The organism is Metabacillus herbersteinensis (genome assembly GCF_042433335.1).
Classification (GTDB): Bacteria; Bacillota; Bacilli; order Bacillales; family Bacillaceae; genus Metabacillus; species Metabacillus herbersteinensis.
Window position 1 is genome coordinate 107867 of the sequence record NZ_JBHLVO010000013.1, and the last position, 17371, is coordinate 125237.

Below are 17371 nucleotides of genomic sequence, written 5' to 3' on the forward strand. Positions count from 1 at the left end.
TCTGCGACTTCTGAGATGGAATTGTAAATTAAAAAGGTTAACATGAGGCATAAGTAGCCTCTAATGTTAACCTCTTTATTATAGCTGTGCTAGTGTAATAAATCATTCCGTGTCAGAAGTAAGGAACTGAAAGGAAATATCCTTTAATAAGGTTCGTATTCTTTTCTATTTTTTATTTTATAAGGTGATCCTTCAAGATACCTAAATCCACTTACTATATTTTATACTCATAGTTTTCCCCAGTTTTTCTTTCAAAATCCGGCGGGAAATTTTTTCGCTTATTTTTATAATATTCTTCTCGGAAATTCCCTTCAGAAAGCTTATTAAACGTTAAAAAAATCTTTCTTCTTGTTGTCTCTGTAAGGTTTGGACCTGAACGATGTGGTGTATATGAATCAAATATTATCATATCACCAGGCTGCATAGGATAAGAAACCCAATCTAATTTATCTACGACCTCTTTCGGAAGCTCTTTAAACATTGGTCCAAGGAGTCCTTTTTTGTGTTCGCCTAAGGTACATTCTAAACATCCATTTTTCTCATTAGCTTCATCAATACAAATTGCAACGGAAATATGCAAGGTATGTCCGTACTCATCCCATCCAGCTAGTACATCTTGATGTGGGTTAAAGCCTTCTCCACCTGGAAGTTTAAAGTTAATTTTCTCCTTATAAAGAACAGCTTCTTCTCCAAACAATTGTGAAACAAGCTCTATCATCCATTTACCATTTACTAGTTCATCTAGTTTCTTATGATAAGAAAGAAAATTTTTCGATTCTATTTAGTATTTTTGTACCGTCTTTAAGACTGTTTTCGTAATATTTCATCCATTTTCCTTTTGTTTCAGGGAAATTTTGAACTTCGTCAACCCACTTGATTAAATTTCCTTTTACCTCAGAGCTATAAATCTCCTCGTAAGGAATGTAGAGACAACCGTCCTGTTCCCATTTATTAAGTTGATCTTCTGTTAATCTTTTAAGAATCATTCTACGTGTTTCAGTCCTCTCTAATGAATTTATATACTATATAAGATTGAAGTTTTTTTGTTGAAGACAAATATCTAGAAAACGCGAATAACCTTTAACAGAACTCTTAAACTTTGAAGAGCCACAGTTGTCGCATTGACTACTGATCTTATCCGAGAAATTCTTACTTTATTTAAGGGGTTTCAAGCCTGAAGTGAGCAAAAGAGCCTGTTTTGATCAATCATTTATTAAAACCATCATAATGTTTGAAGATTATTGAATAATTATCAAGGTTCTAGATAAAAATAAATCTTTGAAGTGGTCAGCTTTATTAGACGCTACTCTATTTCCAACGTTATTGCTGCACCATAAGAAAACTTTATTAACATATTTGATTGGACTTCCAATTATTATTTTTTATTTGGTAGTCTTCAAAGTACCTATTAGTAAAATGAAATAATAATAAAATTAACTAAACAAAAAAAAGAGATTTTCACTCCTCTTAATTATGACTAATGTGTGGCTAATGTTAAACAACACACACCAAAAATGATCAAACTTTATTTTAAACCCACTGGAAGGACAAATTTATTCATGGAAAGAATAATTTTATGGTTACTACTTATAATCGGAATCATCCTATTGGTTTTTAGTTTAAGAAAACCACCAATCAAAGACTGGATTTTAATTTTCTTATTGGCCTCTTGTTTCTCAATATTTCTTGGTGTTTTAGTTGTAGAAGAGAAAATGCTCGAATATCCTATAAGCTTCTTAAGTGAATATTTTGGTTCCAATCTTCTTTATGAATATCTCTTATTTCCAGTAGTCTGTATTTACTTTTATCAAACAACTTATTATTCAAGATATCTTGGCATTACTCTGCAATGCGTAGTGTATACCTCCGTTTTAACGATTATTGAGGTTCTTTTTGAAAAATATACCGATTTAATTGAATACCATACATGGACATGGATACACACGTCTATCAGCATATTTTTTCTAATGATGTTTATCCGTATCATTGTCCAATTGATAAACAGGCAGGCAAGATAACTTAGGTAACAATAGCCCATTATCCAATAGGCTATTTATTTCATCCACTTCCCAATTTAAGCTTATTTATTAGAAGTAGTACCACATACACATTAAGCTATTACCAATTGATTCTTAAGGTAGAGCCATTTCTACAAGACAATCGTCTATGCTACTAAGTCTCTTATATACTTTTTTAATAGCTTGCGGCCCATACCATTCTTCTAAACCAAGTTGGGCATATTTTTTTCAATTCCAAGTTTTCTTGTGCGTTTTCCTCTACTGCCATCGCCCATAAAGAAGTCATCAATACATATCCGATCGACGAATGGCTTCAATTTCTCAGGAAAATATTCCCCACTCGGTAATATAGGTGCTATCGCAAAAAAAAATAGGTGCAGTCCTAATTAAAGGAAAGCGACCATTAGTGGGACAAGAAGAACCTATTTTTTTTCTTAAACGCACCGATACCAAGTCCGTTGTGTTAGATGTATCTTACAATTTCAATTTCTATAGCGGCTCTATACGTTTTGTGTAGTCAGAATCGAATTTTGCTAATGCGATCTTACCTTGTCTGATCCGTAACAGAAACAAGCATTATGTTCTAATGCGACACGCCCTAAAGTATCATACTTTCCTTATTAAACTGAAGTCTCTTGAAGTTTCACATTACTATGATTCTTGCTAATTTCATTGATCACATAACATGTGCATTTGATACCATCCAAAAAGTTTTGAACTCCCATATTTTCATTAGGAGAATGATTAGCTTCATCAAAATTTGCATAAGGAACAACCACTGAAGGTATACCTAATATTTTTGTCCACACATAATCAGGTAAACTTCCGCCCATACTTGGTTGAAGAATTAGATCTGTTTGAAAGGAATTCCGTACGGCATTTGATACCACTCCAACAATTTCATGATCAGCAGATGTACGTGAAGGCTTCATATCACCTAATCGTTTTACTTCAATATTTGGTGCATGCTTTTTAACATGGTTGCAAAATTTTTCAAAAATGTCGTCTGGATCCTGTTCAACAACAAGACGCATATCCATCTTCAATACAGCTTTAGAAGGAATGATTGTCTTTGATCCCTCTCCTCCATACCCACTTGTAAAACCTGCAATATTAAATGTCGGTTCCATCGTTAACCTACGGTAATAAGTTTCACCATCCATATCTAAACCACTATAACCGATTTTTTCAGCAATATCTTTTTGATTATATGGAAGCTTTTTAATAATCTGAATTTCTTTTTCTGTTGGTTTAACAATATGATCATAAAAACCTTCTATTAATACTCTGCCATTTTCATCACGCATTGTTCGTAAAAGGTCAATTATTTCCCATGATGGGTTTGGTACGATATTACCTTTGTTACCCGAATGATTATCCCAGTCTGCTCCTTTTGCCGTAAGCTCTACATACAACATCCCTCTAACACCTAAAAGAACAAAAGGAGAACCACTGTCGTGCATCGGACCATCAGAGGTATAGACAAGATCGGCTGCTAATAGCTCTTTATTGTTCTCTACAAATTCTGCCAAATTAGCACTTGCACATTCTTCCTCACCTTCAAACACCAATTTTATATTAATTGGTATTTCACCGAATGCATCCAAATATGTTTTTATTGCAAGCACCTGAGCCATTAACTGCCCCTTATTGTCACCTACTCCGCGACAATAAATTTTGCCATCTCGAATAGTAGGCTCAAATGGTGAAGATAACCACTCATCAAGTGGCTCAGCCGGTTGCACATCATAATGGCCATAAATTAGCAATGTAAAGGCACTTGGATCTTTCATGATTTCACCATAGACAATAGGATGACCTGCAGTTTCTAGTAATCTAGTTTCAATACCGATTTCTTTCATCATACCTTTAAGTAATTCTGCACAATCACGAACCCCGATATTTTGCGTACTTATACTTTTCTGTCTTAGTAGTGTAAATAACTGCTCTAAATACTCGTCTTTTCGATTATCAATTAGGTTTCCAACTCGTTCTAGACTCATAATTATTCCCTCTTTCCATATAAGTAGTAGGTGCTTGCCATAAGTTTTATACCGTTTGAATAGTTTTCTATACTAATATTTTCATTAGGAGCATGTGTATTAGCGAAAGCAAATGGGGCACCAAGACCGACAATAATAGCTGGTGCACCTAAAATTTCCTCAAACAACGACATTGGGCCAGCACCGTCTAACAGTGGCCAAACAATAGGATCTTCTTTATAGATTCTTTTGGAAGCTTCAATTACAACTTGGACAACTTCAGCACTTAGTGAGACCTTTGAAGGATTACGAACTTCAGCAATTTCAACTTCAATCTCTCCATCAAAATTCTTTTGTAAATGGTCCTTGATTAATTCTACACATCGAATTGGATCTTGATTTTTCACAAAGCGGAAATCTATTTTAACGGATGCTTTATTCGGAACAATCGTTTTATTCCCGACACCTTGATAGCCAGAAGTAAAACCATTAATAGTTGCCGTTGGTTTAAATAATAGCGATGTTAATGCTGCCATGCCATCATTTTTCGTTAAAATATCACGTATTCCATAGATTTCACTGTATTCCTTAGAATCGAAGGGAACATTTCTTAATAGGTGTAAATCCTCCACATTTGGTTCCGAAACATTATCGTAGTATCCTGGTATTAAAATGTTTTCATTTTCATCTTTTAATTTATTTAATAACCAGACTAGCTGCCATGCCGTATTAGGTATAAAAGGGGCCTGACCTGAATGAACATCTCGTTTTGCACCATGTATTGTGATTTCTGCATGGGTAATTCCTTTATTACCAAGATACATTTGAGGACGACCTGATTCATGAACACCTCTGTCACAAAGAATCGTATAATCTGCTTCTAATAAGGCTTTATTCTCTTCCATATATGCCTTGAAGTTTGGACTTCCGACTTCCTCCTCTCCTTCAAAAAAGAATTTAAGGTTAATAGGTATTTGGATATCTGCTTCAAGTAAACACTTAACCGCCATAATAGTTGCCCAGAGATTTCCTTTATCATCCGTAGACCCTCTAGCGTAGATTTTTCCATTCCTTATAGCGGGTTCAAATGGGTCACTATCCCACAAATGAAGTGGTTCTGGTGGTTGCACGTCATAATGCCCATATATTAGTAGTGTTTTTGTAGCAGATGGGTTTAGAATTTGTCCGAATACTACTGGGAATGCACCCTCTTTTTCTAGAATCTTACAATTAATTCCGATGGACTCCATCGTGTCTTTTAAAAACAATGCACATTCTTCCATCCCTATGTCTTGCGCTGAGATACTTTTGATTCTTAGAAACTCTTGTAAACTAGCAATTAAATTTGGTAACTCTTCATCTACCTTTTCCTCAATGCTTAAAATTACTTCATTTTCCATTTATAGACCTCCTTCTATATCAAATAGATGGCATTCTACCCTACGACTTTCGTAATATGTGACTTTTGGCTCCACTTTTTTACACTTGTCTATAGCTACGGGGCACCTTGGATGAAATCGACATCCATTCGGTACATTAATTGGATTAGGGGCTTCCCCTTCCAACGGCACATGTAAACTTTCTGTAAGTGGTTGAGGGGATGGAACAGCTGAGATCAAAGCCTTCGAATAGGGGTGAATTGGATTTAAGATCACGTCCTCCGTTGGTCCAAATTCAACAATTCGTCCTAAATACATGATTGCTGTTTTATCACAAACATAACGAATTAGTGATAAATCATGTGAAATATAGACACTTGCTAAATTTAATTCTTTTACTAAATCCTGGAGCAAAGTTAAAATACTTGCTCGAATTGAAACATCTAGCATTGAAACGGGTTCATCTGCTACAAGAAACTTTGGATTTATTACAAGAGCCCTTGCAATTGCAACACGTTGACGCTGACCACCGCTCATTTGATGAGGATAGCGATTAATAAAATTTTCAGCTGGTCTAAGCCCAACTTTATCAAGTGTTTCTATTATTCTTTCCCGTCTCTTTTTTTTACCCTTCATCCCGTGGATGATAAGAGACTCCTCTAAAGTTTGCTTGATCGAAAATTGAGGATTAAGAGATTCATAGGGATCCTGGAAAACCATTTGTGCATTTTTGCGGAATTCCTTAAGTTCTTGTGAGCGAAATCCTTTTATATCCTTCCCATTAAAAGCAATTTTTCCGGAGGTTGCTTCTTCCAACCTGACCATTGTTTTGGCAAGAGTTGTTTTTCCACAGCCTGACTCTCCAGCGAGTCCAATCGTTTCACCTTCTCTAATTGAAAGTGAAATACCATCTACAGCTTTTACAAATTTCTTAGCTTCTTTTTTACTTCCAAATGATTCAAAAAGACTTTGATTTACTGGAAAATGAACTTGTAAGTCTTGAATATCAAAAACGATTGGACGTTCATCAAGTAACGTTTCAGGATATACGACATAGTCTTCTAGTCTTACATTTTCCATTAGACTAACTCCTTCCCAGTGGTTTCCCAAGTAGAACGGTGTGCAGCAAGTTTCCGCATTTCTTCCACTTTATTTAAATGATGGCATGCTACTTTGTGGTTTTTATTGACTTCAACTACTTCAGGGTATTCTTCTAAACAAAGCTTTGTCGTAAATGGACATCGATCCGCAAATCGACAACCAGTTGGAGGGTTTTGTAAATCAGGAGGATAGCCCGGAATCGAAATCAACTCAATTTTTTCTCCTTTTACACTTGGAAAGGCATTTTTTAGTCCCATTGTATATGGATGACTTGGCTCATTAAAAATTGATTCCACAGAACCAGACTCAACTACTTTGCCAGCATACATTACGACAACCTTCTGACATGTTTCTGCAACCACCGACATATCATGAGTTACCATGATCATTGAACTATTTAATTTATTTTGAAGATTTTGAATTCTTTTCAGAATTTGTGACTGTACAACAACATCCAGTGCTGTTGTTGGTTCATCTGCAACGATAATTTCTGGATCAAGAGAGAGAGCCATGGCAATAATGGCACGTTGTCTCATTCCACCACTAAATTGGTGCGGATAATCTTTCAAACGAGATTTATCTATTCCAATTAATTCAAATAGCTCTTCAGCTCTGCTCCATGCCTCTTTCTTTTTGACATTGCGATGAGTTCGAATGGCCTCAACAATTTGGTCTCCTACTCTATAAACGGGATCCAATGAATTCATCGCACTTTGAGACACAATCGAAATTTTATTCCATCGTATTTTTCTAATTTCAGACATAGATAAATTTAATAGATTTTCACCATTGAAAATTACCTCGCCTTCCGAAAATGCCCTTTCAGGAAGTAGTCTTATAATAGATTTAATGATGGTTGTCTTCCCACAGCCTGATTCTCCGACTAAACCTAGACTTTCACCATGTTCAAGTAGAATATCTACCCCATCGACTGCCCAAACATCACCATGTTCTGCTTTGTAACATGTTCTTAAATTATTTATTTCCAGTAAGTATTTTCCACTCATTTTCTCAACCTCGGATTTAAGATTTCTTCAAGACTTCGGCTTACAAAAAATCCAGACATAACAAGTAACGTAATCGCTAGTCCAGGTGGAACTACCCACCACCATGCTTCCGTTATTGCCTGAGCCACATAAGCATCGAATAATATTTTCCCCCAGCTTATTAGCATTGGATCTCCATACCCTAAGAAGCTTACACTTGCTTCTGTTACAATTGCCCAGCCCATTGCCAATGAACCAAATACGAGTGCTAAAGGTAAAATGTTAGGTGCAATATGTCTAAAGATAATTCTTCCATGACTAGCACCATTTAGTCTAGCTGCTTGAATGAACGTTCTTTGTTTAATGGTTAACACTTCTGAACGTATAACCCTTGTTGTCGTTCTCCAGGAAATTAAGACGATTGCGATGATGATATTCCAAATACTTGGGCCTAATACAGCTACCATAATCATTGCAAATGGTAAGAATGGAATTCCGTATACGATGTCTGTCATCCTCATTAATAAATCATCTATCCACCCACCAAAATAACCTGCTACTAATGCGATTACCGTTCCAATAACTGTAACCATCACAGCGCAAGTAAAACCAACAAATAAAGCTACTCTTGTTCCAGCAACAACTTGACTAAATACGTCTCTTCCAAGTCTAGTTGTTCCGAAGAAATGATCCTTACTAGGGGGTTCCATTCTCAATAAATCACCACTTTTATTGTAATGTTGCTCTGAAGGATCATATGGAATAATTTGTGGGGCAAATACTGCAACACCAATAAAAAACAAGAGAAGGATAATACCCATTAATCCAAGTTTATCTTTAAGTAATAATCGAGATAATTGTTTTAGGCTCATGTCTTAACCTCCCTTTTTTTAAAAGATTATTTGTATGTGACACGGGGATCTAAATACCCGTAAAGAATATCAGAAATTAAATTAAGGAAAACGACTATTACCCCCATTAGAAAAAAGGTTGCTTGTGCAACTGGGTAATCGTTCCTTTGAACGGAATCAACAATTAATCGCCCAATCCCTGGCCAATTAAATACTACTTCTAGCAATACTTGTCCTCCAATTGCAAAGCCAATCAGTAGGGCTATTTCTGTCACAACCGGTAATAAGGCATTTCTTGCCGCATGTTTAAACAAAATAGCTCTTGATTTTAATCCCTTTGCTCGACTCATTTCTATAAAATCTTCTTCCATAATACTAATCATCGAGCTTCTCATAATTAACAATGGGCTTGCAATGTAATAAGCAGCCCCTACTATTACCGGAAGGGCAAGGTGACTTAAAAACTGGATTGTAAAATATTTATCAAAGAAACCAGAGAACTGTTGGCCTGGCATATTCATCCCACCGGTGGGAAACCAGCCTAGTTTATACGAGAAAAAAGATAAAGCAACCATACCAATCCAAAAGATTGGGGCAGAACGAAAGAAAAGTGCAATCGAGACAACAATTGCTTCGAATTTTGTCCCTCGATACCATGCTGCCAATGCACCTCCAAGAATACCCAAGATAAGTGCGAGCCCCACCGTAAAACCCATTAATATTATCGTTGCTACTAAATAATCCGAAATAACGTCAATGACAGGCTCACGCGATGTAAATGAGATGCCGAATTCACCTTGTACAAAGTTCTTCATATAAACCCAATATTGTTCTCCTAATGGTTTATCAAGTCCAAATTGTTGTAGAACAGCTTCTTGAGCTTCTACAGGTAATGCCGCATCAACAAACATCGTTGTTGGATCACCGGGCAGTATACGGAACATAAAGAATAAGATCGATAATAGTATAAATAATGTGATTACACTTTGAGCAATCCTTTTTACTATGAACCCTCGTAATCCCTTCAAATTAAATGCTCCTTTCAAATAACTTGGCTAGTCCCACACCATTGCCTGATAGCCTATAATTTGGTACCTGTCATAGTATTACTTTTTTATCCTTAGAATTTGGGTATACATTCTAAGACTATAATAGTAAGGGAAGGAGATGGTTTCCCCTTCCCGATAAATTGTTTACTCTACTTCTCGGATAATACCTTTATCTTTGTCTTGATCGCTTTTCCCTTCTGGGTAGTGAATTTTTCCATTTTCATCCCACTGGTAACCAGCATCTTCTAGAATTTTTCTTGCCTTTTTAGGATCATAATCAAACTCTTTTACGTCAGGATTATGCCAAAACTCATTTGCTGGAGCTATAAATGAATTTGCAGGAGTACCATAACCTTCTAAAAGTTCATTTATAATCCGTTGTTTTGGGATTACGTTCGCCATTGCTAAGCGGACTGCCTTATCATCAAATGGCATTCTTCTCATGTTATAATTAATGTGGTAGAGACCATGATCTTTAACATTTATCACTTCAAGCATTGGATTTTCTTTTAGTTTATCTACCTGTATAGGTTCAACCCACCATCCTGTCATGTCGGCTTCTCCTTGTTCCACCGCAGCAACCATTCCTTGTGTATTAGAGTAAGGAATGCTTAAAATACCATCAATCTTTGCAGGCGTACGGAAATCATCATTACGTAGTAATTTCAATTCTTGGTTTTTTCTCCAATAATCCATTTTGAACGGACCGCTACCAATGATTTTCTCATTTGAGTGCTCTAATACTCCTGTTGCACCTTCTTTTTCGAGGATTGGTTTCCAATAATGCTCTGGGTAAATATACATCTGAGCTAATGTATTACTTATAAATGGTGCAAATGGTTCTTTTAAATTAAATTGAACAGTTAATTCATCAACAATCTCAATTGAATCAATCGGTTCAACCATTGCCATAAAGTATGGGGATTGTATTTCCTTGACTAAATCAAACGAAAATTTTACATCTTCTGCTGTTACAGTTTCCCCATCATGGAATTTCATCCCTTCTTGAAGTGTTACTTTATATGTTTTTCCGTCATTGTTTACATCTTCAATTGTTTTTGCAGCCCCATTTTCCGGCTCACCTGTATCTGAAATTTGTACTAAACGGTCATAGATTAAACGCGTTACTTGGAAATCATGTGAATTTGTCGAGCTTAAAGGATTTAAAGAATCAATATCACTTGGATAGCCCCATCTAACTACCTTTTGATTTCCTGTAGGCTCCATATTCAAAAAGTTCCAATAACTATTTAACCCTTCACCTAACATATAAGTAACATTTTTAAAGTTTTCCTTATTGTATGCCATCAATTGATCCCGATGTACAACTGGAGCGTATGGCATATCTTCTAGGAAAATTTCTTGAGTTTGATTCACAATTTCCTTGCGTTTCTCTAAATCTGTTACTTTTCTTTGTGCTTCAGCTAAATTATCGTATTCAGGGTTATCATAACCAACAATGTTATAGGCTCCTAAACCCGCATTGGATGAGTGCAATGTTGCATATACAAAATGATCGGGATCAATTCGTTCTGCTCGTCCTGCCCACGATAAAGTGAATGCATCATAGTCTTTTTGTTTCATTCCAACCTCTGCTAAACGATTCCATTCTAACGGAGTTACCTTTACATCAAACCCTAATTCTTTCCATTCTTCAGCAATCATCATTCCAAACTCATATCGGATTGGATCATAATCAGGTGTAGTTACATACATTTCTATTTCTCGAACCTTTCGATCTTCAGGTAAACTTTCTGTTACTTTCTTTGACGCATTCTCATCTTCTTCTGTTTCTTTTGTTACTTTCATTGAACAAGCTGATAATACAAGTGAAAATAATAGAATGAAAATGAAAAAATTTGACTTCACCAAAATAATCTCTCCCCCCTTAAAAGTAAGTTATTAAATGTTAGTAGCCTTTCATTTTCACCTCCTTTGAAAGTTTATTCTTTTCGAGAAAAATACGATTAAATAAAATTCTGATTTTTAATAGTAGATTGATACATTGTTTCCTTATTTCTGAATTTGCCAGCTTGTTTTACTGTTTCCTTCATATCTATTCAAGGATGTTGAAATTAACACTCTTTTTTTGTATCCTCGATGCCGGATACGATACCTTTCGTAATGAAGCTCTATTTGGTTTGATTTTTGACTCGATAAACAGTCTAACAAGTTAACCTACGATGTTATGAGTAAGGAGCTAGTTTCGTTCATGATAACTATCCAATTATGAAATTTGTGAAATATCTAGTAAATAGAACGATCAAAAAAGCAGTTGAGGACTAAATCTCAACTGCTTTTTCGTGTTATTCTTCATGTAGGCGAAGAGTTCTTTGTTTTCGGAAATGCCTATATGATTTTACAATATGGATAGGTCTTCTTTAATTTATTGTTTTTAGTATATAAAAATCCCAAAAGTACGTGTCCACTTTTTAGACTAACTTTAATTAACATCATTTCTCGTTGAACAATTTAACACAAATTCTTCATTCCCTTTCTAACTATGTGTTTAGGATCGTATAAAACTTCACCATCAACCATGGTTAGTTGGACTTTAACGTTTTTTATTCTTGTTTTATCTACTTTTAAAATACGATCGTTTAAGACAACAAGGTCAGCTAATTTACCAACTTCAATACTACCTTTTATTTTTTCCTCGAAGCTAGCGTAAGCTCCATTCCAGGTGTAGGCGCGAATGGCCTCCATTATCTTAACACATTGTTTTTTTCCTACTGATTGTCCTTGGGCTGACTCTCTATTGACAGCCGCATGGATACCGAGTAATGGATCAAGAAAAGTAACTGGTGCATCCGAGCCAAATGCAGCGATAATTCCTTGGTCAATATAGTCGCGGGCCGGGTACATTACATTTACACGGTCACCATAATATTCTAGATACTTATCTCCGTTTACATACATAAAGACAGGATTTGGAGTGATCACTATACCAAGCTTTTTCATTCGTTTTTGTAAATCTGGAGAGGCAATTCCAGCGTGTTCGATTCTATGACGATGGTCCTCACGTGGATCTTTTGTTAGAGCATTTTCTATACAATTTAAAAGCATTTCAATCGCTCTGTCCCCTTGCGCATGGGCAGTTATTTGGAATCCTTTTTTATGTGCCTCGCCCAATATGCGATTTAGCTCATCTTGGCTATAGTAAGTAATTCCAAAGTCATTGCAGTTATGGGAGTATGGCTCACGTGTTGCAATCGTTGGCCCGACACTGCTGCCATCAGTGAACACTTTTGCTGGTCCAATCCTAAACCTCTCATCTCCTAGGCCTGAAATTGTACCTGCTTCAAGCATTTTCTGAACAAACTCATGAGAATTCGTTAAAGAACCTACGATTGCAAAAACTCGAACCTTAATATCGTTTGATTTTACAGCCTGTTGCATGATTCGTAGAGTATCCGAGCCATTTCCATACCCTCCAGCATCATGAACACTGGTTATCCCAGCTTGAATAATTTCCTCAGAAGCAAGTTTCATTCCTTTTCTTAATTCGTCCTCTGTATAACAGGCAAATTCAAAGAGTTTCATATGAGCATTTTCAATCAATTTCCCAGATAGGTTTCCTTCTTGATCTCGCTCGATAATTCCACCCTCGGGATCTACAGTTCTTTCTGTTATATGGGCAATTTCTAACGCTTTACTATTAGCTATTGAAGTGTGGTTACATGTTCGAATGATCACTATAGGATGGTCAGTTGAAATTTCATCAAGATCTTGTTTCGTGGGAAAACGGTTTTCTATCATCTTTTTTTCATTAAATCCCGAGGCACGAATCCAATGTCCCTTAGGAGTTTCCTGAGTCTTTTTTCGCAAATCCGCAAATAAATCTTGAAGAGATTGAATATGCGGAGATATACAGCTTACTCCTAATAGATTTGTCCCGTAAATAGTCAGGTGCAAGTGTGCATCGATAAAGCCCGGAAGTAGTGATTGTCCATCCAGATCAATAATATCAGTCTCGTCTGAAATATATTCCTTCACCTCTTGGTTCGTTCCAACAGCTATAATACGATTTTCTTTAACTGCCACGCCCTCAACTACTCTGTTATGATCATCTATAGTTACGACCTCTCCATTTATAAACACACTATCAGCTTTCATAAATTTCTCCTTTCTAAAAGGTTATAGAAATTCCTATGAAGCAATAAAAATAGTAATCGCCGGCACCATAGAAAATAGGAGGTAGCCGACGATGATGTATTTTTTATTCATTTCGGATATTACGCTACATCAACGTATTTGGTAGCACCTTCTTCATGTGGCTTTGTTAAATAGCAAACAGTAACCATTACGATGAGATTAGCAATTAATCCCATTATTCCCGCATGAATTCCGAATGGTGTGGAACTAGCAACAAGTTGAAAATAATAATTCACAACAGTTCCAACAATTAAACCGGCAATTACTCCATGGGCAGTAGCACGTCTCCAATATAAAGCACTATAAACTCCAGGTGCGAACTGTACGATTGAACCATATGCCCCAAGTAATAGAGCGATTAAACCTTGACCACCGAATATTGTAATATAATAGGCTAATGCACCGATAATAAAAACACCAATCCGCATGATTAGTAGTGTCTTTTTATCTGGAATATTTTTCCATATATTTTTAACTACACCATCTGTAACCTCTAGAGAAGCACTATGAGTAATTGCATCAGCAGTTGACATTGCTGCTGCAAGGGCTCCAGCACCTACTAGACCGTAAACCCAACCTGGTAAATTCATAACAGTTGTGATCAAGTATGGAAATACCTGATCAGCACTTTCCAATTGACTAGAATCTACCACTCCAATTGCTGCAAAACCCACTAATAGAAGCGGTATAAGAAACAGTGCGAAAATAGGGTAAGCGAGCACGGTTTTTTTTATTGTTTTAGAGTTAGATGCATATGATTTCGAGAACAAATGTGGCCACATTAAGAAGCCGATAACTGATACTAAGATCGTAGTTGAATAAGCAATTGGCTCCATCGTTGATCCCATTTTACCTATCTGTAGGAATCCTGGCTGATCATTTATAATATTAGCAAACATTTCGGTAGTTCCACCGTGTAATTGATTTACAATGGTTAAACCGACAACCCATGAAATAATGATCATTAACAACCCTTGAAAGACATCTGACCATGCTGCTGCACGTAAACCACCTGTTGCAACATAGATCACAACAATTCCATAAGAGACAAGAGCACCTAGCCAAAATGGGATGCGACCCTCGGTCATAATATTAAAAATATAAGCCATACCAGTCATCTGTGTTGCTAAATACTGAACTGATGCAAACAATGCGATTAAACCAACAAGGATCGCTAAAACTGGGCTGTTATACCGTTCCTTAAGAAAAGCGGCAACCGTATAGAGTTTATATTTTTTTCCGATTTTTCCAATCTTCGGTCCTATAATATACCAAGGTAAGATCGCAAATGCTGTATAGGCTATAATATAAAGTGCTGGAGCACCTTTTGAATATGCCCAACCTGGTGCGCCTAGAAATGAAAAAGCACTAAAAACTGCTCCACCCATTAGAAACCACATGACAAACAATCCTAATTTCCCACCTGCAACTGTAAATTCCTCAAGTGAATTTCCGTCTCTCCCTTTACCTGCCATTACTCCTATAATAAGAGCGATTACTAAGTAAGCCACCATCATAATTAGAGCTATTTGCCAGCTGGGCATTATACGTCCTCCTCTTCGTCCTTTTCTGGATCAAGAAAATACAGAAATATCAAAGCTAAAAAGGTAATAACAATCCACAAGATGACCCAAAAAAATGAAAAGGGTAAGCCCATAACAATAGGGGTTGCACGATTTCCAATTTCGAAAAAAGGAAAAACCAGCATCAAAAACGGAATCAGTCCAATAATCACATAGAGTGTATTGAATTTTCGTTGGCTCATAGTTCATCTCCTTATGTTTATTCCTTGTCACTACTACTTTTCACTTGATAGATTAATAGTCGTTCGATATAAAAGCTCAGTACCTAGAGAAATATCTTCAATAGTTGAAAACTCTTTCGGATTATGACTGATTCCATCCTTACAACGAACAAAGATCATTCCATATTCACACACATAGGACATGGCTAATGAATCGTGAAATGGTCCACTCATTAATTCGATGGAATTCAATCCAATATCACTGCATTCGTTTCTCATTATGTTCATTATTCTTTTGGAACAATAGCGTGGTTCACTATTTGTATCTTCAGAGATTTTATAGGTCAATTGATGATTTTCAGCAATTTCATTTATTTTTAATCTTAATACCTCTTCAATTCGATCACGTCTAGTACTATCAATATCTCTTAAGTCAATTGTAAAACTCACCTTTTCTGGTATGATGTTTCGTGAGTCTGGGAAGATCTTCATACTTCCAACTGTGCCGACAGTAGGTGCATTCATGTCATGACTTGCTAATTCATTCAAAGCAACAATAATTTTTGCTGCCCCTACTAACGCGTCCTGTCTCATCTGCATTGGTACAGATCCAGCGTGACCGGCGAATCCTTCCAATTCGACCGTTAACCATAGTGGTCCAGAAATACCAGTAACAATTCCAACTGGTGTATCCTTCGCTTCTAGAATCGGCCCTTGTTCAATGTGCATTTCAAGGAATGCTGAAATACTCTCTTCTGGATATTCTGATTCATTGAACCTTGTCGGATCACATCCAAAATGAACCAATGCTTCTCTTCTTGTTACTCCATTTTTATCTGTTCGTTCTAATTCACCCTCATCTAATTTTCCTAGTATCCCTCTAACACCAAACAACCCTTTATTGAATCGACAACCTTCTTCATCTGAAAATGCGACTACTTCAATCGGCATTTTTGGCACGATGTTTTGTTCGTTCATTGTTTGAACAACTTCAAGTGCACCTAATACACCTATGACACCATCAAATCTTCCTCCGTAGGGCTGTGAATCGATATGTGATCCAAGCATTAAAATTGGTGCTTTAGGATTCATCCCTTCTAGTCGACCAATTAAATTCCCAAAATGATCAATTCGTGCCTTTAAACCGGCTTCCTCCATCCATTTTTTAACTGATTCAACCCCTTGCCTATCCTCTTCTGATAGTGCGAGTCGACAAACTCCAGTCTCACCAATTTTCCCGATCTGAGATAACGAATTTATTCTTTTTTCAAGACGTACTTTGTTTATCGTTAGCAACTTATTAACCATGTAATCCCCCATTCGTTTTAGTTGTTAGAATATTCCGTATTAATAATATAGGATAAGTTCCTCTATTTCATGTTGCATTTTTTAAAAAAAATGGCGAACCAATTTTGCTGTTTGTCAAATTATATTCCAGTCCATTCAGTATCAGACTAATCACTAGATACAAAAAAATGTGTAATCGAAATAAGAAAAGCTACTTCAACATGTAAAAATGTTAAAATAGCTTTTTATTCATTATTTCATCATTTTGTTCAACGTCCTTATCTCCTCGACCTGATAAGTTTACGACTATAATATCTTCATTCGACAGTTCCTTAGCAAGTTTTAGTGCATATGATAGGTTTACCTTTTCCAGTCTATATCAAAGTATAACCTAAATATAAATCGCACTCATTAATCCTAATACAAGAAGGTAGTGACAACCAGAATTCATAGATGCTAGCACCAACAAACAATACCACTTCTCCTATTGCACGATTTATAAAACAAAAAGGTAAAAGGGGTTCATCATATTGCTTATCGAGTCGAAGATCTAGATCAAGCCTTAGTAGAATTTAAGAAACAAGGTATTCGTACATTTGAAGGTACTTTTCGGATAAACTAACACGGGTAGACGGTTGATTTATTTAAATCTAGCAGATACGGAGGGTACAATTATTGAATATTGTGATTATCCAGACAAAAACTGATCTAAAATAGATCAGTTCAGACTGTAGACAAACTCGATTTTATCGAGTTTGCCTACAGTCTTTTTTGTATTAAAATAGAAGTAATAAAAATCTTGAGGTGATGAATGATGCT

General features: G+C 36.2%; 14 protein-coding genes and 4 pseudogenes. 2 read left to right on the forward strand and 16 right to left on the reverse strand.

Features of this window, described 5'->3' with window-relative positions:
- Positions 1-214 precede the first annotated feature (214 nt).
- The 3 genes and pseudogenes from ACFFIX_RS15635 to ACFFIX_RS28000 all read right to left on the reverse strand — a co-directional run.
- Complete coding sequence (locus ACFFIX_RS15635) at positions 215-718, reverse strand: phytanoyl-CoA dioxygenase family protein (protein ID WP_378935576.1); 504 nt, start codon at positions 716-718, stop codon at positions 215-217.
- Positions 719-749: 31 nt separating this feature from the next.
- On the reverse strand, positions 750-986 hold the full coding sequence (locus ACFFIX_RS15640) for a hypothetical protein (RefSeq protein WP_378935578.1): 237 nt from the start codon (positions 984-986) through the stop codon (positions 750-752).
- Positions 987-1022: 36 nt separating this feature from the next.
- A pseudogene (locus ACFFIX_RS28000) lies at positions 1023-1139 on the reverse strand (DUF8096 family protein); the annotation flags it as partial.
- 420 nt (positions 1140-1559) lie between these two features.
- On the opposite strand from ACFFIX_RS28000, the gene ACFFIX_RS15645 reads away from it, so the two are divergent.
- The gene (locus ACFFIX_RS15645; RefSeq protein WP_378935579.1) at positions 1560-2018 is read left to right on the forward strand and encodes a CBO0543 family protein; all 459 of its coding nucleotides are present in this window, start codon (positions 1560-1562) and stop codon (positions 2016-2018) included.
- A 114-nt stretch (positions 2019-2132) separates the two neighbouring features.
- Here the strand turns inward: ACFFIX_RS15645 and ACFFIX_RS15650 are convergent.
- The 13 genes and pseudogenes from ACFFIX_RS15650 to ACFFIX_RS15710 form a co-directional block, all read right to left on the reverse strand.
- A pseudogene (locus tag ACFFIX_RS15650) lies at positions 2133-2380 on the reverse strand (hypothetical protein); the annotation flags it as partial.
- Between the two features lie 258 nt (positions 2381-2638).
- A complete protein-coding gene (locus ACFFIX_RS15655; protein WP_378935581.1) occupies positions 2639-4021 on the reverse strand; it encodes a M20/M25/M40 family metallo-hydrolase in 1383 nt (460 codons plus the stop codon).
- 2 nt (positions 4022-4023) lie between these two features.
- The gene (locus tag ACFFIX_RS15660; RefSeq protein ID WP_378935582.1) at positions 4024-5400 is read right to left on the reverse strand and encodes a M20/M25/M40 family metallo-hydrolase; all 1377 of its coding nucleotides are present in this window, start codon (positions 5398-5400) and stop codon (positions 4024-4026) included.
- On the reverse strand, positions 5401-6459 hold the full coding sequence (locus tag ACFFIX_RS15665) for an ABC transporter ATP-binding protein (protein ID WP_378935584.1): 1059 nt from the start codon (positions 6457-6459) through the stop codon (positions 5401-5403).
- Positions 6459-7487 carry an ABC transporter ATP-binding protein gene (locus ACFFIX_RS15670; protein ID WP_378935586.1) on the reverse strand — a complete coding sequence of 343 codons (1029 nt, stop codon included), beginning with the start codon at positions 7485-7487 and terminating at the stop codon, positions 6459-6461. Before ACFFIX_RS15670 ends, ACFFIX_RS15665 begins: the two co-directional genes overlap by 1 nt.
- The gene (locus ACFFIX_RS15675; protein ID WP_378935588.1) at positions 7484-8338 is read right to left on the reverse strand and encodes an ABC transporter permease; all 855 of its coding nucleotides are present in this window, start codon (positions 8336-8338) and stop codon (positions 7484-7486) included. Before ACFFIX_RS15675 ends, ACFFIX_RS15670 begins: the two co-directional genes overlap by 4 nt.
- 26 nt (positions 8339-8364) lie before the next feature.
- Positions 8365-9345, reverse strand: coding sequence for an ABC transporter permease (locus tag ACFFIX_RS15680; RefSeq protein WP_378935590.1), 981 nt, complete (start codon positions 9343-9345; stop codon positions 8365-8367).
- A 165-nt stretch (positions 9346-9510) separates the two neighbouring features.
- On the reverse strand, positions 9511-11235 hold the full coding sequence (locus tag ACFFIX_RS15685) for an ABC transporter substrate-binding protein (protein ID WP_378935605.1): 1725 nt from the start codon (positions 11233-11235) through the stop codon (positions 9511-9513).
- Between the two features lie 603 nt (positions 11236-11838).
- Positions 11839-13482, reverse strand: a complete 1644-nt coding sequence (locus ACFFIX_RS15690; protein ID WP_378935592.1) for an amidohydrolase — start codon at positions 13480-13482, stop codon at positions 11839-11841.
- Positions 13483-13601: 119 nt separating this feature from the next.
- A complete protein-coding gene (locus ACFFIX_RS15695) occupies positions 13602-15065 on the reverse strand; it encodes a sodium:solute symporter family protein (RefSeq protein WP_378935594.1) in 1464 nt (487 codons plus the stop codon).
- Complete coding sequence (locus ACFFIX_RS15700; protein ID WP_378935596.1) at positions 15065-15286, reverse strand: DUF3311 domain-containing protein; 222 nt, start codon at positions 15284-15286, stop codon at positions 15065-15067. The genes ACFFIX_RS15695 and ACFFIX_RS15700 overlap by 1 nt, the downstream gene beginning before the upstream one ends.
- A 33-nt stretch (positions 15287-15319) precedes the next feature.
- Positions 15320-16573 carry a M20 family metallo-hydrolase gene (locus tag ACFFIX_RS15705; protein ID WP_378935598.1) on the reverse strand — a complete coding sequence of 418 codons (1254 nt, stop codon included), beginning with the start codon at positions 16571-16573 and terminating at the stop codon, positions 15320-15322.
- 211 nt (positions 16574-16784) lie between these two features.
- A pseudogene (locus ACFFIX_RS15710) lies at positions 16785-16910 on the reverse strand (tryptophan synthase subunit beta); the annotation flags it as partial.
- 95 nt (positions 16911-17005) lie between these two features.
- Between ACFFIX_RS15710 and ACFFIX_RS15715 the strand changes: the two are divergent.
- Positions 17006-17259, forward strand: a pseudogene (locus tag ACFFIX_RS15715) (VOC family protein); the annotation flags it as partial.
- Between the last annotated feature and the right edge of the window lie 112 nt (positions 17260-17371).